The following is a 16,848-nucleotide window of genomic DNA, read 5'->3' as shown; positions in this document are numbered from 1 at the left end:
TCCCTCGTCCGCCTCCGATCTTGCCCGGATGCGCCGAGGTTTGTCATGCCCCTACCGGCGAACGCGGCGAAGGCCCCCTCGGAGTCCGAGAGGGCCTTCGCGGCGGGATGATCGAGTGCTACGACTTCTCTTTGTTGCGCATCGCGATGGGGACCCCGGCTAGGTCCTCCTCGTTGCACAGCAGCTTCACGTCGTAGTAGGGCGAACCCTGTCGCTCGTCGTAGTCTAGGTGGATCGCGAGGACGTCGAGCGGTTCTCCCAGCCACTCCTGCGCTTGGCGCAGCCATACTGCACAGCGCTCGAGCGCGCTGGGCAGGTCGTCGTCACGAAACTCGACTGGCCGATACGGGACGTCCTGGACCTGATCGCGCGGGTTTGCGGGTGCGGGCAGGCCAGGCGAGAGACCCGAGTCGTCCAGTTCGAGTTGGATCGTTTGCTCAGTCACCCTTCGAGCGTCCCCCACGTTCGCCGTCTGAGCAAGGCGTATGGCGCTAAAAGCCCTCTTGGACAGGCAAGTCCCACACCTGGGCGACCACTTCGAGGCATTGCCGGAGGTCGCGGGCACGCACCGCGACCGGATGCCCGAGCACCCGCAATGCCAGTTCCGCGTAGTGCGTGGCCAGGTCTTCGAGCTTCAGCGGGCCTTTCGGCGAATACCACCGGGCCACTCCGCTGCACATTTCCAGCAATGCGAGCCGGGTCACGGCCGGTTGTGCGGTGTGGAACACGTTTGCCGCGGTGCCGTCTTCGATCGCGTTCGCCCAGTACTGCTCGTATTCGTCCCGCAGCGCGACGACTCGGGCACGCGCCGGAGCCGACAGCGCGTCGACTTCGTTGTCCACCACCCGGGTTTCGCCGGGCTGGGCGGCGTGCGCGAGGACGTGCAGTGCGACCAGCGTGCGCATCCGGACCACCGGATCGTCACTGCCCGCGGTGGCCTTCGCGACCGCGTCGATCAGGCGGCGCAGCGAGGTCGTCATGATCTCGACAAGAAGATCTTCCTTGGTGCCCATGTAGTGATAGAGCGTCGCCGAAGAAAGTTCGGCTTCCTGGGCCAGATCCCGAATGCCTGTGCCGTGGAAACCCTTGGTGGCGAACAGTTTCACGGCCGCTGCCCGTACTCGCTCGGCGCTGCTCACTGCCACTCCCCGGTGCTGCGGTCCCAGGATCCGGCGCGGAGGTCGGCGACCTTGCGCAGCTCGCCCTTCGCGACGCGTTCCGACGGCGTGCGCGGCAGGTCGTCCGCGAACGTCCAGAACCTCGGCACCTTGAAGTACGCCAGTTGCTGCGCGCAGAACTCCGACAGCTCCTCGGGCGACGGACGATCCTCGCCGCACACGACGTACGCCTTCACTTCCTCCCCGCGCAGCTCGTCCGGCACCGCGAGCACGGCCGCGAGCTGCACTTTCGGATGTTGCAGCAGCGCGCGCTCGACCTCGTCGGCGGAGATGTTCTCGCCGCTGCGGCGGATCATGTCCTTGGTGCGGCCGAGGTAGTAGACGCGGCCCTCGGCGTCCATCCGCGCGAGGTCGCCGGTGTGGAACCAGCCGCCGGCGAAGGCGCGCGCGGTCGCTTCGGGATCCTCGTGGTAGCCGTGCATCAGCCCGATGCCGCGGATCAGCAGCTCGCCGGTTTCCCCGCGCGGCAACGGTTTCCCGTTCTCGTCGGCGATCATCGCCTCGCGGTCGCGGGTCGGCCGCCCGATGCAGCCGGTGCCGACCGCGGCGTCGTGATCGGCCTCGGAGACCCGGATGTCGCCGCCGGTCTCGGTCATTCCGAACGCCTCGTACCACGGCACGCCCCAGCGCTGCTCCAGCTGCGCGTGCAGGTCGGGCGGGATCGCCGACGCGCTGATCGCGCGGACGCGGTGGTTCCGGTCGTCCGGATGCGGCGGCTGGCGCAGCAGCAGCGTCGGCATCAGGCCGAGGCAGTAGAACCAGGTGACCTCGTGCTCGCGGACCTTCGCCCAGAACGTGGAGGGGTGGAAGCGGTCCAGCACGACGAGCGTCGCTCCGGCGGCCAGCGCGAGTGCGACGTTCCACTGTGGATCAATGTAGTGGAACGGTTGCGCGGTAAGCAGAACGTCGTCTTCGCTGACGGCGGGGAAGCCGGTGGCGAGGCCGATCGCGAGTGTGGTCCAGTACCGGTGCGGCAGCACGCAGCCCTTCGGCGCGCCGGTGGTGCCGGACGTGTACTGGATGTTCACCGGCTGTTCGGCGACCACCGATTCGGGTTCATAACGCGTTTCCGACTGGAGCGCGTCCGGGGTGAGGACGCGTTCCACGGCCGTTTCCGGCGCGATTTTCTCCAGCAGTTCCACGAACTCTTCGGCGGCTACCGCGAGCCGCGCGCCGGAGTGGCGCAGGACGTGCGCGCCGTCGAATTCGCGGTAGTTGATGTTCACCGGGACCAGAACGGCGCCGAGTTTGGCGAGCGCGAGCCACATGAGCGGGAATTCCGGCTCATTGCGGAGCATCACCGCGACGCGATCGCCTGCCTTGATGCCGTGGTCTTGGAGTGCTTTCGCGAGGCGTCCGCTGCGGTCGTCGACCTCGGCGAAGGTGAACCGGGTATCGGTGCTGTCGAAGATCCACGCGGTGCGCTCCGGCCAGAGCTGCGCGGCGCGCGTGACCAGCGCGACCAGGGTGTCGACGTTCTGCAGCGGCGTCACACCCGGCTCCGGAACGCTTCGGTCGACTCGCGGACGGCGGCCGAGTGCTCGGTGATCAGGGCGTGGGTGACCTCGAGCTCCAGCGCGGAGTCGAAGGCGTGGTCGATCCCGGCGTCCAGCGCCCGCTTCGCCATCGTGGCGGCCTCCGGCGGGTGATGCGCGATCTTCTCCGCCCAGCCGAGCGCCAGCGGCATCAGCTCGTCCGCCGGTACGGCGGCGTTGACAAGGCCGAGGTCGTGCGCGCGACGGCCGTCGAACCGGTCGCCGAGCAGCAGCAGTTCCTTGGCCTTGACCGGTCCGACCAGCAGCGGGAGCAGCCTCGACGCGGCACCGGTGACGCTCAGGCCCAGCGACACCTCGGGGAACGCGAACACGGCGTCCTCGGCGGCCAGGATCAAGTCGCAACCCAGCGCGAACTCCGCGCCCGCGCCGATCGCGTACCCGTGCACGGCGGCGATCACCGGCTGACGCAGCGCGCGCAGTCGTCGCGTGACGTCTTGGAGTCGCTCCAGTCTCGTCCGGGAGTCACCCTCCGGGGTGGGTTCCTTCAGGTCGTGCCCGGCGCAGAAGGCGCGGCCGTTGCCGGAGAGCAGGACGACGCGGGCGTCACTGTGCGCGACTTCCTCCAGCGCGGTCAGGAAGTCGTCCACCAGCACGGGCGCGACGGCGTTGAGCCGCTCGGGCCGGTTCAGCCGGATCTGCGCGATGCCGCCCTCGACGGCCAGGTCAACGGTGCTCATGGGAGGGAGCCTAGACGTTCGATCGATCGATCGATAGTGTCGAAGGCATGCAGGTTGACGCGGTGTACGAGAACGCCAGGCTGGTCACCGGCGACACCGCGCTGGCGGTGCTGCACGGCCGGATCGTGGCGCTGGGCGACGACGCGCGCGAGCTGTCCGCCCGTCGCCGGGTGGATCTCGGCGGGGGCTTCGTCGCGCCCGGGTTCCACGACGCGCACAACCACATGGCGTGGTTCGGCATGGGCCTGGACGACGTGCCGCTGAGCGACTGCCGCAGCGTCGACGAGGTGTATGCCGCCGTGGCGCGGCGCGCGGCCGAGCTGCCCGCCGGGAGCTGGGTCGTCGGCAGCGGCTACGACCAGAACAAACTAGCCGGTGGCGAACACCCCGACCGGCATGGTCTTGATCGAGCCGCCCCCGGCATGCTCGTGCGGCTCAAGCACACGTCCGGCCACATGACCCTGGTCAACTCCGCCGTGCTGGACCAGCTGGACCTCGCGAACGTCCCCGTCGGCGGCGACGTGGTGCATTCGTCCGACGGCTCGCCGACCGGGTTGTTGCGCGAGCAGGCGCAGTTGCTGCTGCGTCCGCTGACGTACCCGACGCCGCTCGAATCGGTGGTCCGCGGCCTCGACCGGGCGAGCCAGCAGTACCTGTCCGAGGGCATCACGAGCGTCCAGGAAGCCGGAATCGGCGGCGGCCTGGTCGGCGAGACACCGGCCGAGCTGGCCGCGTACCAGCTCGCGCGCGAACGCGGCGTCCTGCGAGTGCGGAGCACGGTGATGGTCGCCGCGAGCGTCCTGCACGACCTGCCCGACGGCGCCGGCTTCGGCCTGGACCTGGGCCTGCGCACCGGCCTAGGCGACGAGTGGCTGCGCATCGGCCCGATGAAGCTCTTCGCCGACGGCTCGCTGATCGGCCGCACCTGCGCGATGCACGAACCGTTCGACGGCGAACCGGACAACCGCGGCTACTTCCAGGTGCCCGAGGACGAGCTCACGCGCACCATCCGCCAAGCCCACGACGCCGGCTGGCAAATCGCGACCCACGCCATCGGCGACCGAGCTGTCACGGTGGTGTTGGACGCCTACGAAGCCGCCCTCGCCGCCACCCCGCGCGCCGACCACCGGCACCGCATCGAACACTGCGCCGTGCTCCCGCCAGCGGAGCTGACCCGCCTGGCCTCGCTGGGCCTGATCGCGTCCCCGCAAGGCCGGTTCGTGAACGAACTGGGCGACGGCATGCGCGCAGCCCTAGGCGAATCGCGGGTGGCGTGGTGCTACCGCCTCCGCAGCGTCCTCGATGCCGGCTGCGTGCTGCCCGCCAGCTCAGACCGCCCCGTCGTCGACGGCGCCCCGCTGCTGGGCCTCGCCGACATGGTCCACCGCCGGACCTCCACCGGCGAACCGTTCTCGGTGGAGGAAGCGCTGGCCCCGGCGGAGGCCCTGCGCGCCTACACGTACGGCTCGGCCTATGCGACCTTCGCGGAGAGCTACCTCGGCACGCTTGAGCCGGGGAAACTCGCGGATTTCGTGGTGTTGTCCGCGGATCCACTGTCCACTGTGGAGGACGCAAGGGTGCTCGGCACCGCGGTGGGCGGCGAGCTTCTTTACGAGGCCTCGTGATGCTGTTTCACTTGCCTGCGAACGCCATCGCCTCCCGGGCTATCGCGCTCCACTCCAGCGGAGCCTCCGGATCCATCGAAAACCACTCCTTCATCGGGTTGCCTTTGTTCGCGTCGAACCGCACGCCGTGGCCGCTGTCCACCAGTTCGTCCACCCGGGGCTTCGGCAGCTTCACCACGAGGCGGCCGCGGACGAACATCGCGAAAATCCGTCCGTGCACCTTGAGCGCGTGCGAGCCGAAGCCGCGGCCGACCCGGGGCGGCGTGACGCCCGGGCAGCGCTGCAGCTCGTCGACCAGGTCTTCGAACCGCTCTTCTGTCATTTCCGCACGGTAACCGAGACCACCGACAAAACCGCCAGAACCAGAAAGGGGCGCCCGATGCCCGTACGCGACGCTGTCTTCGAGGACGTCGAGGAGATCTGCAGCCTTATCGAGGAACACGCGGTCTACGAGGACAAGCACGACCTCAAACTCGACCGCGCCGAGATGAGCGGTCACCTGTTCGGGCCGGAGCCGAAGGCGTGGGTGCTGATCTGCACTCCGCCGGGACGGCCGGACCTGGTGGCCGGGTTCGCCTTCTGCAGCTGGAATTTCTCCACTTGGGAGGGTCGCCCGGGGATCTGGCTCGACGATCTGTTCATCCGTCCGGAGCACCGCAGGCACGGGCTGGGCCGGGAGCTGCTCGACGCCCTCCGCGCCCGCACGACGGGGCGGGTCGAGTGGGACATGCAGGCGGGCAACGCCAAGGCGGAGGCGTTCTACGCGCAGCTCGGCGCGGAGCCGGTGCCGGGGTGGGTTCGTTACCGCTGGCGGCCGTGACTCCGCGTCGGCGCGGCTAGCCCGCTGGCGGCCGTGACCGAACAACGAGGTCCTTGAGCGGGGCGGCGGCTGCGGTACGGTCCTGGCCGGGCTGCCCAGACGGGGTGACCGCGCCGGACCGGCGCGACAGACCAGACCGGCGGCCTCTGGCGGCCCTGACCGGCAGACCACACCAGACCGGGCCCCGTATCGTATGCGGCATGGGAGATGGTTCCGTCCGGAGGTCGTCGTCGGTCGAGGACTACGTGCGGGTGATCTACGGGCTGGTCGAACGGGGCGAGGCGGTCACCAACGCGTCGCTGGCCGGGCGGCTTGAGGTGAGCCCGTCGTCGGCGTCGGGCATGGTCACGAAGCTTTCGCAGCTCGGCCTGGTCGCGCACGTGCCCTACCGCGGCATCGAGCTGACCTCCGAGGGGCGCCAGCTCGCCCGGTCGGTGCTGCGCAGGCACCGGCTGATCGAGACGTACCTGGTCTCCGAACTCGGCTTCACCTGGGACGAGGTCCACGCCGAGGCCGACGCGCTGGAGCACGCCGTCTCCGATCGGCTCGTCGAGCGCATCGCGGCCAAACTCGGCAACCCCGTTCGCGATCCGCACGGCGATCCGATTCCGGCTCCGGACGGCAGCGTCGAGGAACTCCCGATGCGCATTCTGGACGACCTGCCGCCCGGTGCGGTCGGCGAGATCGTCCGGGTGTGGGACACCGATCCGGACCTGCTGCGCTACCTCACCGAGCACGCGATCGGCCTCGGCGAGCGCATCGAGGTGGTCGAGCGGCAGCCGTTCGGCGGGCCGATGGTGGTGAAGGTCGGGCAGCCGCCGGACGCCGCCACGCACGCTATCGGCAAGGAGATCGCGCAGGCGTTGTCGGTGACCCTGCGCTGACACACCGTGCGCCCTGGAGCGTACGCGCGAGTGTCGCTGTCGAGCGGATGTGCCGTGAAGGGCCTAAGCCGACGATAAGCGGCATGACTACTGCCAAACCCTTCCGCTTCGGGATCGTCACCGGGTATGCACCGGATCTGCCGTCCTGGACCGCGCAGGCTCGCCGGATCGAGGACCTCGGCTTCGACGTCATGTTCGCGACCGATCCGGTCGGCGGGCTCGATCCGTTGACGCTCGTTCCGGCCGCCGCCGCGGTCACCAGCAAGCTCACCCTCGGCACCTTCGTGCTCGCCGATCCGTTCCGTGCCGCGCGGAACCTCGCGTGGCAGGCCGATTCACTGCATCAGGCGACCGGCGGCCGCTTCCTGCTGGGGCTGGGCGTCGGCCATCCCGGCGCGGGGAAGCACGCGGAAACGCTCGGGCGTGAGTTCGGTTCGCCGGGCGAACGCGTCGCCCGGTTGGCGGACACCATCGAGGTGCTTTCGCAGCGCCCCGACCGCCCGCCGCTATTGCTCGCGGGTTCCGGGCCCAAAATGCTCGCGCTCGCCGCGCGCACCGCCGACGTCGTGACGTTTTCCTGGGGACCGCGCACGACCGAGGAACAGGCTGACTCCATTGTGGACACTTTTCGCTCGTTCGCGGGAGGCCGGGATGTCGAATTGGCGGTGAACCTGAGCGCGATCGGGGACAAGCCTTCGCCGTGGCTCGCCCGCTACACCGGGGTTGACGTACCGCAACTGGTCGAGGAGAAAGCTGTCACCGTGCTGCCGGAAAACCCCGACGCCGCTGGGGAAATGCTTCTCCGCTGGCGAGAGCGGTGGGGGATTTCCTGTGTCACGGTCAATTCCGGCTATGCGGAACCGTTCGCCGCGATTGTCCAGGCATTCTCCGCACAAGGGTGACAGCTCTTCCGATCATGCGTTGTCCGGCCTACGCTCCGAGGTTTCCCAGCGACGTGGTTCGGAGCGTGTGCGATGACCGGTCAGCGAACACCGACGATCGACCGGGGGAGTACAACAGGGCGGGATCTCGGGCAATTGCTCGAAACCGGCCCGTTCGCCGAAGCGCTGCGCGCGGCCATCCGGGCCCGCGGGCTCGGACTCGAACGCATCAGATATCGGCTGCGGGGAAGGGGAACCACGGTCAGTCTCGCGACATTGAGCCATTGGCAATCCGGACGCTGCCGCCCGGAACGCCCGGAATCGTTGCGGGCATTGCGAAATCTCGAGCAGATCCTCGGCGTCCCGGACGGGTCGCTGCGCAGGCTGCTCGGCCCGCCGCGTCCGCGCGGCCAGTTCCATCAGCCGGGCCAGCAGCTCTCCTGAGCGCGCCCGGCCGCGGCGGACGGCGAGTGCGCCGGCGTATCCCGACGCCTACGCGCCGTCGTCCGCCGCGTTCGCCCGGACTGCGGTGCACGGCGGAGCGCCGGACCGCGCGCTTACCAGCCAGGAGAACCCCAATGTGGCGTTGGGTGCGTGGGGTGCACCCAATGTGGCGTTCGGTGCGTGGGATGCACCCAATGCCGCATTGGGGGCGCGCAAGCCCGGTGAGCTGAAGCCAGCGGCCCGTCAGGCGGCTTCTACGATCAGGCCTATGCGTGCGGTCGTGATCGAAGAGTTCGGCGTGCTTCCGGAAGTGCGGGAAGTACCGGATCCGGTGACCCCGGACGGCGGGGTCGTCATCGCCGTCGAAGCGACCGGGGTGTGCCGCAGCGACTGGCACACCTGGCAGGGCCACGACGAGGCCGTCCGGTTGCCGCACGTGGCCGGGCACGAACTCGCCGGGCGGATCGTTGAGATCGGCAAGGGAATCAAGGGCTGGGCGAAGGGCGACCGGGTGACGGTCCCGTTCGTGTGCGCGTGCGGCGTTTGCGCGCAGTGTGCCAAGGGCGACCAGCAGATCTGCGACGACGAGTTCCAGCCCGGCGCGACCCACTGGGGTTCGTTCGCCGAGCTGGTCGCCATCGAGCATGCCCAGCCGAACCTGGTCGCGTTGCCGGACTCGATGTCGTCGGCGGAAGCTGCTGCGCTCGGTTGCCGCTTCGGGACGGCTTTCCGCGCAGTGTTGCGCCAGGGCGGCGTACGCGCGGGGCAGTGGGTGTCTGTGTACGGCTGCGGCGGCGTCGGCATCTCCGCGGTTCTCCTGGCAGCCGCTGCGGGCGCGAAGGTAGTGGCGGTGGACGTCTCGCCGCAGGCGCGCGCGTTGGCGGAGCGTTCTGGTGCCGTGCTGAGTGTCGATGCCAGCGCGTTCGACGGGCCGGAGGCGTTGGCCGCGTACGTCCGCGAGCGCACCGAAGGCGGTACGCACGTGTCACTGGACTGTCTGGGCTCCCCGGTCACCTGTGCGGCTTCGGTGGGCAGCTTGCGCAAGCGCGGACGGCACGTCCAGGCCGGGCTGATGCCGCCCAGCCAGGGGGTGCCGCCGATTCCGATGCATCGGGTGGTCGGCGGAGAGCTGGAGATTGTCGGGATCCACGGGCTGCAGGCCTATGAGTACCCCGAGTTGCTCGGCGTGGTGGAGCGGTCCGGGATTGATCTGGACGGGTTGATCGGCACGCGGATCGGGCTCGACGGAGTGCCAGGCGCGCTCGCTGCGATGAGTAATCCGGTGCCTGCCCGGGCCGGGGTGACTGTCGTCGAGTTCGGGTGACGAATGGTGACCGGCGAACACCCTGGGTGGCGAGTCCGAGTTGTAGCTGACGAAAACCTGGCGGGTCCCCCGGCGGTGTGCAATTCTCCGAAGCTTGGCGGCAAGTGGCGAGGGGAACCCGCCGCAGGAGCGCCCGGCAGGGTGACTCCTGCGGCCACCGGCCACGGAGCGGCGTGATGGAGCTGCTGCCGCGTCCCCGCCGGGAAATCGCACCGGGAGCGGTGCACGTCCCGGATTGGCTTTCCGGGCAAGAACAACGCGACCTCGTCACGGCCTGTCGCGGCTGGCGCGGTTACCGCTCGACCCGGCTGCCCAGCGGCGGGGTGATGTCGGTGCGCACGGTCTGTCTCGGCTGGCAGTGGCTGCCGTACCGCTACGACCGGCTGCGCGAGGACGGTTCGCCGGTGGAGCCGTTCCCGGACTGGCTGGCCGACCTCGGCCGCCGCGCGCTCGCCGACGCCTACGACCGGCCCGCCGACGATTACCAGCCCGACGTCGCGCTCGTGAACTACTACGACGCGACCGCGAAAATGGGCATGCACCAGGACAAAGACGAGCGTTCGACGGAGCCGGTGGTCTCGCTCAGCCTCGGCGACACCTGCGTATTCCGCTTCGGCAACACCGAGCACCGGAACCGGCCGTACACCGATGTCGAACTGCGCTCAGGCGACCTGTTCGTCTTCGGCGGCCCGGCGCGGCTGGCGTTCCACGGGGTGCCGAAAACCTTGCCCGGCACGGCGGATCCGGATCTTGGCCTGACCGGGCGGCTCAACCTGACGCTGCGGGTGTCGGGGATGTGAACCGGACCCGCTGGCCCGGCCGGAGTTGGGCGGCGAGGTCTAGGTCGTTCTCGTCCACCACAGCAGCGACGGGGTAACCACCGGTCACCGGATGGTCGGCGAGGAACAGGATCGGCACTCCGGACGGCGGTACCTGGAGTGCGCCGGGGACGGCGGCTTCCGGGGCCAGTTCGCCGACGCGGGCGCGGGTGAGCGCGGGGCCGTCCAGGCGGACGCCGACGCGGTCGAGGTCGTTGGTCACGGTGTAGGCACCAGTGAGCAAAGTGGACAGTGCGGACGCGGTGAACCAGTCCAGTCGCGGGCCGGGTTCCAGGCGCAGTACGGGTTCTTCCACCAGCCGGGGCAACGGGGCGAGGTCGACACAAGGGTCGCCCTGCACTGCCGAACCGATCGGCAGCGACATTCCCGCCGCGAGGACGGGCGGGCCGAGTTTGCCCAGCGTGTCGGTGGCTCGCGCGCCGAGCACCGGCGGTACGTCCAGGCCGCCGCGTACCGCGAGGTAGCTGCGCAGGCCGAGCGAAGGGACGCCGAGTTCGAGTTCGTCGCCAGGGCGCAGGACGATCGGCGCACCGACGGCAGCGGCCCGCCCACCAGCGCGGATCGGTACCTGAGCGCCGGTGACCGCGACGGTGGTGTGTTCGGAGACCCGCACCCGCAGGCCGCCTAGGGTGACTTCCAGCGCCGCATGCGTTTCGGGGTTGCCGACGAGCCGGTTCGCCAGCTTCAGCGAGCCCCGGTCAGCCGCGCCGGAGCGGCCGACGCCGACTGCCGCGTAGCCAGGCCGTCCGAGGTCTTGCACGGTCGCGAACGGGCCCGGCGCGAGGATCTCGATTTTGCCGGTCACCGAATCTCCTCGAACCGCACGACAGTGCCTGGGACCAGCAGATTCGGTTGCTGACGGTCGACGTTCCACACCTGCGCGTCGCTGTGGCCGAGCAGGTGCCAGCCGCCGGGCGACGGATGCGGGTAGATCGCGCTGTACTCACCGGCGATCGCCACCGCACCCGCGGGCACGCGCGTGCGCGGCGTGCTCCGGCGCGGCAGGTGCAACGCTGGGTCGAGGCCGGTCAGGTAGGCGAAACCGGGAGCGAAACCGCAGAAAGCCGCGACGTAGGTGCCCGCCGAATGCCGTTGCACGACTTCGGAAACGGACAGCCCGGTGGCTTCGGCGACGTCCGCCAGGTCAGCGCCGTCGTAGCGCACCGGCAGGGTGACAGCCTCCGTCGCGCGCGCAGAGACATCCACTGTGGACAGTGAAGCGAGCGAACGAGACAGGGCAACGGAATCGGTGCGGGCAGGGTCGAAACGGACCAGCAGGGTGCGTGCGGCGGGGACAAGCTCGACGACGCCCTCGGGTTCGGCGGCTTCGCAGGCCGCCTGGAACCCGAGTACGTCGTCGACCTCCACCAGCAACGCGGAACGGCCGTAGCGCAATACAGTGTTCAAACCGGTCACACGAACGACCTCAACACCACGCCGGATTCGGTGAGCAGTTCGCGAATCCGGCGAGCCAACTCAACCGCACCGGGCGTATCCCCGTGCACGCAAAGGGAATCCGCCCGCAGCATGAGCTTGCCGCCGTCAACGTCGACGACCTCGCCGGTGGTCGCCATGGTGAGCGCCCTCGCGGCGACTTCGTCAGTGTCGTGCAGTACCGCGCCTGGAAGCTTGCGCGACACCAGACGTCCTTCAGGCGTGTACGCGCGGTCGGCGAACGCTTCTGCGTACGCAGGCACGCCCGCTGCTTGAGCCGCGCGCAGCATTTCGGAGTCCGGAGGACACAGCAGCGCCAGGTCGGTGTGATAGCGCCGTACGCCTTCGACAAGCGCTGCTGCTTGCTCCGGATCGACAGCTGCCGTGTTGTACAGCGCGCCGTGCGCCTTCACGTAACGCACGCAGCTGTGCGCCGCGCGCGCGAAGGCGTCGAGAGCGCCGATTTGGTACAGCACTTCGTCCGCGAGGTCTTCCGGCGCGATGTCGAGCGCTCGACGGCCGAAGCCGGCCAGGTCGCGGTAGCCGACGTGCGCGCCGATGGTGACGCCGCGTTCGGCCGCGCGTTCGCACACGCGGCGCATCACGCTCGCGTCGCCCGCGTGAAAGCCGCACGCGATGTTCGCGCTGGTCACGATGTCGAGCATGGCTTCGTCGTCGCCCATGGTCCAGGCGCCGAAGCCTTCGCCGAGGTCGCTGTTGAGGTCCATGTCATCCCACCTGGTAGTCGCGATCGGGCCGGTCGGTCAAGAACATGTACCCGGGGGCGTGCGTGATGGCGAACGGCGGCCGGGACGCCATCAGCGCCGCCTGCGGGGTGACGCCGCAAGCCCAGAACACCGGCACGTCACCGGGCGCGGCGTCGACCGGATCGCCGAAATCCGGCCGCGCGAGGTCGGAGATGCCCAGCTCAGCGGGGTCGCCGACGTGGACCGGGGCACCGTGCACCGCGGGCATCGCGGCGGTGATCGCCGCGGCGTCCTCGACCTGGGTTTCCGGAATCTGGCGCATCGACACCACCATCGGGCCGCTCAGCCGCCCGGCCGGTTCGCACTGCCGGTTCGTCACGTACATCGAGACGTTGCGGCCCTGCTCCGCGTGCCGCAGCGGAATGCCCGCGGCGCGCAGCAGTGTCTCGAAGCTGAAGCTGCACCCGATGGAGAACGCGACCATGTCGCTGCGCCACACCCCGGTGGCGTCGGCGATTTCGCTGGTCAGCGCGCCGTTGTGCCACACACGGTAACGCGGCAGGTCGGTGCGCAGGTCCGCGCCGGGCGCGAGCCGGGTGGTCGGGTCGCCGGGTTCGCTGACGTCGAGCACCGGGCACGGCCGCGGGTTGCGGGCGCAGAACTCGCGGACGTCGTCGGCCCAGTCCGCCGGTACGGCGATCAGGTTGGTCTGTGCGAAACCGTCGGCCCAGCCGGTGGTCGGGCGTTCGGTGCCGGTGCGAAAGAGCGCACGGGCTTCGGCCGGAGTGAGCGTCGACGGATCGTAGGAAGTGGTCATCCCTCCACCAGCTCCTTGCCTCGCGTTTCCGGCAGCCCGAGCAGCGCTACCGCGGCGATCGCGTAACCGACCGCGCCGAGCACGATCGCGCCGCCCGCACCGAGAAAGCCCACCACAGCAGGGAAAGCAGCACCGACCGCGCGGCCGAAGTTGTAGGTGAAGCCCTGCCCGGTGGCGCGCAGCTCAGTCGGGTACAGCTCGGCGAGGTACGCGCCGAAGCCGCTGAAGATCGCCGAAGTCGAGAAGCCGAGCGGGAAACTGATCAGCAGCATCAGGCCGTTCGCGCCGTAAGGCAGCTGCACGAACAGCACGATCAGCAGCGCGGAAACGACGGAGAACAGCAGGAACGTCTTCTTCCGGCCGAGCAGGTCGGTGAGGTAGCCGCCGCAGACGTAGCCGATGAACGCGCCCGGGATCAGCAGCGCGAAGTAGCCGCCGGTGTTGACCACGGACAGGCCGCGGCTGCTCTGCAGGTACTTCGGCATCCAGGTGAACAGCGTGTAGTAACCGCCCTGGACGCCGGTCGCGAGGAGCGCGGCGAACACCGTGGTACGCAAGAGATTCGGCTTGAAAATCCCGGCGAGCGAGCCTTTGACCTTGGCCGAAACCCGCCGTGCGGCTGCCTCAGGCGCATCCTCCACACTGCGTCGGACCCACAGCACGAGCAGCGCCGGAATGACGCCGACCCAGAACAGCACGCGCCACGCGATGTCCTGGTCGAGGACGCTGAACAGCACCGTGTAGACGATGACCAGCAGGCCCCAGCCGACCGCCCACGCGCTCTGCACGAACGCGACCGTGCGGCCGCGGTACTTGGCCGAGCAGTACTCGGCGACCAGCGCGGCGCCGACCGCCCACTCGCCGCCGAACCCGAGCCCCTGCAGGCCGCGGAAGATCAGCAGCGTTTCGAAGTTGGGCGCGAATCCGCACAGCACCGTGAAGATCGTGTACATCGCGATGGTCAGCTGCAGCGTGCGGACGCGGCCGATGCGGTCGGCGAGCACGCCGGCCCCGACGCCGCCGATCGCGGACACGACCAGCGTGACGGTGCTGAGCAGGCCCGCTTCGCCGGACGTGATGCCGAAGTAGGCGGTGATCGCGGCCAGGCCGAAGGGCAGGGTCTGGTAGTCGAACGAATCGAGGCCGTAGCCGCCGAAGGCGCCGAGGAAGGCGCGGCGGCCCTTGTGGCCGAGCGAGCGATACCAGCCGAACGGGCGGGCCGCGTTCGCGGTGCCGTCGGCGACGTTGACGTTCATAGGGCACCTCACAAGGGGGACGAACTCATGGTGGCACGAGTCACATGGCCGCTACCGTACGGATCGTTCAACAATTCCACAAGTCCCTCATTTTATTGTTCACCGCCCGCTGGCTACGCTGGGCGACGTGGTCACCGACGGAGAGCCCATGGGCCTGGAAGCGGATCGCGGCCTGCTCGGCCGGACGAGCACCGCGGAGCGGGTCGCCGGCGTGCTGCGCACGCGTGTTTCCGAGGGGTACTTCCTGCCCGGAGTACGGCTTTCGGAGCAGGACATCGGCAGCGCGCTCGGGGTCTCGCGCAACACGCTCCGTGAGGCATTCCGGTTGCTGACCCACGAACGGCTTCTGGTGCACGAGCTGAACCGCGGGGTGTTCGTGCGGGTGCCGAGCGTCGAAGACGTGCGCGACATCTACCGGGTCCGCAAGCTCATCGAGTGCGCGGCGGTTCGCGACGTGACCGAGAAGCCGGCGGCGTACGAGAAGATCGCCAGCACGGTCGCGGACGGCGATCGCGCGGCGAAGCAGGCGCAGTGGCAGGACCTGGGCACTGCGAACATCCGTTTCCACGCGGAACTGGTGGCGCTCGCCGGCAGCGAGCGCATTGTCGAGCTGATGCAGGCGCTCACCGCGGAGCTGCGGCTGGTGTTCCACGTGATGGCCGACCCGCGCCGCTTCCATGAGCGGTATCTGCCGCGGAACCACGAAATCCTGGACGTGCTCGCGACCGGCGACGGGATCCGTACGGCGGAGATGCTCGCCGGCTACCTCGACGACGCGGAAGCGCAGTTGGTCGAGGCCTATGCGGAGCTCGCCGGAACCCGCTGAGCCGTTCGGCCGAAACCGGCCGGTTTGCCCGGGAAGGCAGCGAGAATGGCCGTTCGGCCCCTCCTGCCAGCCGGGAGGCGCCACGGCGTGCGCGGGCTGGCTACCGTCGGCAGTGGGCCGCGCGAGAGCGCCGCCCCGGGCGTTGGGACCCCCAGCCGACGCGCGGAGGACGGCCCACGGCCGGGCGGTCGATCTTGGTTCCCGCCCGGCCCGCGCGGTTTCCGCGGCGGACCGTGGCCACCGGGGGGAGGTCACGGCCCGCCGTCCTTATTCGTCCACAGTGGACGGCTACTGGTTCACCGACCATTTCTGGTTGACGTTCCCGGTGCACGTCCACAGCTGCAGTTTCGTGCCGTTGGCCGAACTGACCCCCGCCGCGTCGAGGCATTTGTTCGCATGCGGGTTGACGATGTCGTGCGCCGCGGTCACGACCCACTGCTGCGCGTTGCTGTTGTTGCAGTCGTACATCTGGACCGGAGTGCCGTCGTCGGTGCCGGAGTACTTGACGTCCATGCACTTGCCGAGCGCGCGAATGGTCCCGTCGCCGCCGATGGTCCAGTTCTGCGCGGCGTTTCCGTTGCAGTCGGTGATCTGCAGCTGGGTGAAGTTCGCCGGATTGGCCCAGGGCACGTCGACGCACTTGCCGCCGATGCCGATGATCCGGCCGCTGGACCCGCCGTCGCTGCTGGTGTTCACGTGCACGTAGTCGACGACCAGCTGCTGCGGGAATTGCGTGTTCCCGTCCGGGTCTCCTGGCCAGTCGCCGCCGACGGCGAGGTTCAGGATCAGGTAGAAGGGATGGTCGAAGACCCAGCGGTTGCCGTTCAGATCGGCCGGGGTGCGGGTCTGGTAGGCGTTGCCGTCGACCGACCAGACGATCTTGTTCGGCGACCAGTCGACCGCGTAGGTGTGGAAATCGTCGGCGAAGACAGGGCCGTTGTACGCCGCGCCGATGCCGCCCGCGCCGGAGTAGCCGGGGCCGTGAATGGTGCCGTGCACGGTGTTCGGTTCGCGGCCGATGTTCTCCATGACGTCGATTTCGCCGTCGTTCGGCCAGTTTCCGCCGCCGAGCATCCAGAACGCGGGCCACATGCCTTGGCCGCGCGGGATCTTCATCCGGGTTTCGACGTGCCCGTATGCCTGGCTGAATTTGCCGGCGGTGTTGAGCCGGGCGGAGGTGTACTGGCAGGTGCCGTACCAGCAGGTGTGGCCGGAGTTTTCGCGTTTGGCGGTGATGACCAGGTGGCCTTGGCCGTCGAGGGCGCCGTTGGCCGCACCGGCGGTGTACCACTGGCGTTCGTGGTTGTTTCCGTTGTTGTCGCCGGTTTCGTAGGTCCATTTCGACGCGTCGGCGGCGGCGCCGGCGGGGCCGTTGAAATCGTCGGTGAAGCTTTCGGCGGCGGCCGCGGTGGGAGGGGCGAGCACCGCCGGGGCGGTCTGCAGGCCGAGCGCCAGGAGTGCGGCTGCGGCCAAGGCGGTGGGGACGCGTCTGAGGAATCTGGGCATGCGTGGTCACCTCGGTTTCGGGGAGGAACCTTGAGCGAGGGAGTGCTTTGTTGTGGCGGGCAACAAAGTAGGAA

General features: G+C 69.3%; 19 protein-coding genes. 8 read left to right on the top strand and 11 right to left on the bottom strand.

The features are described from left to right. Window positions 1–118: 118 nt before the first annotated feature. The 4 genes from ACWDNU_RS02045 to ACWDNU_RS02030 are packed head-to-tail and all read right to left on the bottom strand — an operon-like array spanning window position 119 to window position 3,411. Window positions 119–445 (bottom strand): hypothetical protein, encoded by a 327-nt coding sequence (locus tag ACWDNU_RS02045; RefSeq protein WP_370933874.1) that lies wholly within the window; start codon window positions 443–445, stop codon window positions 119–121. Between the two features lie 46 nt (window positions 446–491). Then, window positions 492–1,139, bottom strand: coding sequence for a TetR/AcrR family transcriptional regulator (locus ACWDNU_RS02040; RefSeq protein ID WP_370933875.1), 648 nt, complete (start codon window positions 1,137–1,139; stop codon window positions 492–494). Continuing rightward, complete coding sequence (locus ACWDNU_RS02035; RefSeq protein WP_449667352.1) at window positions 1,136–2,671, bottom strand: ATP-dependent acyl-CoA ligase; 1,536 nt, start codon at window positions 2,669–2,671, stop codon at window positions 1,136–1,138. Before ACWDNU_RS02035 ends, ACWDNU_RS02040 begins: the two co-directional genes overlap by 4 nt. Continuing rightward, window positions 2,668–3,411 (bottom strand): enoyl-CoA hydratase/isomerase family protein, encoded by a 744-nt coding sequence (locus tag ACWDNU_RS02030; RefSeq protein WP_449667351.1) that lies wholly within the window; start codon window positions 3,409–3,411, stop codon window positions 2,668–2,670. The genes ACWDNU_RS02035 and ACWDNU_RS02030 overlap by 4 nt, the downstream gene beginning before the upstream one ends. Before the next feature lie 47 nt (window positions 3,412–3,458). Between ACWDNU_RS02030 and ACWDNU_RS02025 the strand changes: the two genes are divergently transcribed. Further along, window positions 3,459–5,036, top strand: a complete 1,578-nt coding sequence (locus tag ACWDNU_RS02025) for an amidohydrolase (protein ID WP_449667350.1) — start codon at window positions 3,459–3,461, stop codon at window positions 5,034–5,036. 7 nt (window positions 5,037–5,043) lie between these two features. On the opposite strand, the gene ACWDNU_RS02020 is transcribed toward ACWDNU_RS02025, so the two are convergent. Beyond that, on the bottom strand, window positions 5,044–5,358 hold the full coding sequence (locus ACWDNU_RS02020; RefSeq protein WP_449667349.1) for a hypothetical protein: 315 nt from the start codon (window positions 5,356–5,358) through the stop codon (window positions 5,044–5,046). 57 nt (window positions 5,359–5,415) lie between these two features. On the opposite strand from ACWDNU_RS02020, the gene ACWDNU_RS02015 reads away from it, so the two are divergent. The 6 genes from ACWDNU_RS02015 (at window position 5,416) to ACWDNU_RS01990 (ending at window position 10,189) form a co-directional block, all read left to right on the top strand. Continuing rightward, window positions 5,416–5,856 carry a GNAT family N-acetyltransferase gene (locus tag ACWDNU_RS02015; RefSeq protein ID WP_370933880.1) on the top strand — a complete coding sequence of 147 codons (441 nt, stop codon included), beginning with the start codon at window positions 5,416–5,418 and terminating at the stop codon, window positions 5,854–5,856. A 200-nt stretch (window positions 5,857–6,056) separates the two neighbouring features. Next, window positions 6,057–6,740: a metal-dependent transcriptional regulator gene (locus tag ACWDNU_RS02010; protein WP_344281110.1), complete on the top strand. Its 684-nt coding sequence runs from the start codon at window positions 6,057–6,059 to the stop codon at window positions 6,738–6,740. Between the two features lie 83 nt (window positions 6,741–6,823). Then, complete coding sequence (locus tag ACWDNU_RS02005) at window positions 6,824–7,642, top strand: LLM class flavin-dependent oxidoreductase (RefSeq protein WP_449667348.1); 819 nt, start codon at window positions 6,824–6,826, stop codon at window positions 7,640–7,642. A gap of 72 nt (window positions 7,643–7,714) precedes the next feature. Further along, window positions 7,715–8,065: a transcriptional regulator gene (locus ACWDNU_RS02000; RefSeq protein ID WP_116201118.1), complete on the top strand. Its 351-nt coding sequence runs from the start codon at window positions 7,715–7,717 to the stop codon at window positions 8,063–8,065. Window positions 8,066–8,333: 268 nt separating this feature from the next. Beyond that, a complete protein-coding gene (locus ACWDNU_RS01995; RefSeq protein WP_449667347.1) occupies window positions 8,334–9,389 on the top strand; it encodes an alcohol dehydrogenase catalytic domain-containing protein in 1,056 nt (351 codons plus the stop codon). 173 nt (window positions 9,390–9,562) lie between these two features. Next, window positions 9,563–10,189, top strand: a complete 627-nt coding sequence (locus tag ACWDNU_RS01990) for an alpha-ketoglutarate-dependent dioxygenase AlkB family protein (RefSeq protein ID WP_449667346.1) — start codon at window positions 9,563–9,565, stop codon at window positions 10,187–10,189. Here the strand turns inward: ACWDNU_RS01990 and ACWDNU_RS01985 are convergent. The 5 genes from ACWDNU_RS01985 to ACWDNU_RS01965 are packed head-to-tail and all read right to left on the bottom strand — an operon-like array spanning window position 10,158 to window position 14,442. Next, window positions 10,158–11,033, bottom strand: a complete 876-nt coding sequence (locus ACWDNU_RS01985; protein ID WP_449667345.1) for a 5-oxoprolinase subunit C family protein — start codon at window positions 11,031–11,033, stop codon at window positions 10,158–10,160. The genes ACWDNU_RS01990 and ACWDNU_RS01985 overlap by 32 nt on opposite strands. Then, window positions 11,030–11,635, bottom strand: a complete 606-nt coding sequence (locus tag ACWDNU_RS01980; protein ID WP_449667387.1) for a 5-oxoprolinase subunit B family protein — start codon at window positions 11,633–11,635, stop codon at window positions 11,030–11,032. Before ACWDNU_RS01980 ends, ACWDNU_RS01985 begins: the two co-directional genes overlap by 4 nt. Window positions 11,636–11,640: 5 nt before the next feature. After that, window positions 11,641–12,390 (bottom strand): LamB/YcsF family protein, encoded by a 750-nt coding sequence (locus tag ACWDNU_RS01975; RefSeq protein ID WP_449667344.1) that lies wholly within the window; start codon window positions 12,388–12,390, stop codon window positions 11,641–11,643. Between the two features lies 1 nt (window position 12,391). Further along, window positions 12,392–13,186 (bottom strand): putative hydro-lyase, encoded by a 795-nt coding sequence (locus ACWDNU_RS01970; RefSeq protein ID WP_449667343.1) that lies wholly within the window; start codon window positions 13,184–13,186, stop codon window positions 12,392–12,394. After that, on the bottom strand, window positions 13,183–14,442 hold the full coding sequence (locus ACWDNU_RS01965; RefSeq protein ID WP_449667342.1) for an MFS transporter: 1,260 nt from the start codon (window positions 14,440–14,442) through the stop codon (window positions 13,183–13,185). The genes ACWDNU_RS01970 and ACWDNU_RS01965 overlap by 4 nt, the downstream gene beginning before the upstream one ends. Before the next feature lie 148 nt (window positions 14,443–14,590). Here ACWDNU_RS01965 and ACWDNU_RS01960 point away from each other — a divergent pair, with 148 nt between their 5' ends. Further along, on the top strand, window positions 14,591–15,268 hold the full coding sequence (locus ACWDNU_RS01960) for a GntR family transcriptional regulator (RefSeq protein ID WP_449667386.1): 678 nt from the start codon (window positions 14,591–14,593) through the stop codon (window positions 15,266–15,268). Between the two features lie 288 nt (window positions 15,269–15,556). Here ACWDNU_RS01960 and ACWDNU_RS01955 read toward each other — a convergent pair whose 3' ends face one another. After that, the gene (locus ACWDNU_RS01955) at window positions 15,557–16,774 is read right to left on the bottom strand and encodes a family 16 glycosylhydrolase (protein WP_370933887.1); all 1,218 of its coding nucleotides are present in this window, start codon (window positions 16,772–16,774) and stop codon (window positions 15,557–15,559) included. Window positions 16,775–16,848: the final 74 nt, after the last annotated feature.

It is taken from the genome of Amycolatopsis sp. NPDC003676, assembly GCF_053587275.1.
Note: the sequence above shows the minus strand (reverse complement) of the source record. Positions and strands in the feature narration are given on the sequence as shown.

Bases quoted from the DNA above. Each gene is read 5' to 3' on its own strand.
- ACWDNU_RS02010 (WP_344281110.1), top strand. From the start codon at position 6,057: ATGGGAGATGGTTCCGTCCGGAGGTCGTCGTCGGTCGAGGACTACGTG.
- ACWDNU_RS02025 (WP_449667350.1), top strand. From the start codon at position 3,459: ATGCAGGTTGACGCGGTGTACGAGAACGCCAGGCTGGTCACCGGCGAC.
- ACWDNU_RS02005 (WP_449667348.1), top strand. From the start codon at position 6,824: ATGACTACTGCCAAACCCTTCCGCTTCGGGATCGTCACCGGGTATGCA.
- ACWDNU_RS02030 (WP_449667351.1), bottom strand. From the start codon at position 3,411: ATGAGCACCGTTGACCTGGCCGTCGAGGGCGGCATCGCGCAGATCCGG.
- ACWDNU_RS01995 (WP_449667347.1), top strand. From the start codon at position 8,334: ATGCGTGCGGTCGTGATCGAAGAGTTCGGCGTGCTTCCGGAAGTGCGG.
- ACWDNU_RS01960 (WP_449667386.1), top strand. From the start codon at position 14,591: ATGGGCCTGGAAGCGGATCGCGGCCTGCTCGGCCGGACGAGCACCGCG.
- ACWDNU_RS02015 (WP_370933880.1), top strand. From the start codon at position 5,416: ATGCCCGTACGCGACGCTGTCTTCGAGGACGTCGAGGAGATCTGCAGC.
- ACWDNU_RS02000 (WP_116201118.1), top strand. From the start codon at position 7,715: ATGACCGGTCAGCGAACACCGACGATCGACCGGGGGAGTACAACAGGG.
- ACWDNU_RS01970 (WP_449667343.1), bottom strand. From the start codon at position 13,186: ATGACCACTTCCTACGATCCGTCGACGCTCACTCCGGCCGAAGCCCGT.
- ACWDNU_RS01975 (WP_449667344.1), bottom strand. From the start codon at position 12,390: ATGGACCTCAACAGCGACCTCGGCGAAGGCTTCGGCGCCTGGACCATG.
- ACWDNU_RS01965 (WP_449667342.1), bottom strand. From the start codon at position 14,442: ATGAACGTCAACGTCGCCGACGGCACCGCGAACGCGGCCCGCCCGTTC.
- ACWDNU_RS02020 (WP_449667349.1), bottom strand. From the start codon at position 5,358: ATGACAGAAGAGCGGTTCGAAGACCTGGTCGACGAGCTGCAGCGCTGC.
- ACWDNU_RS01955 (WP_370933887.1), bottom strand. From the start codon at position 16,774: ATGCCCAGATTCCTCAGACGCGTCCCCACCGCCTTGGCCGCAGCCGCA.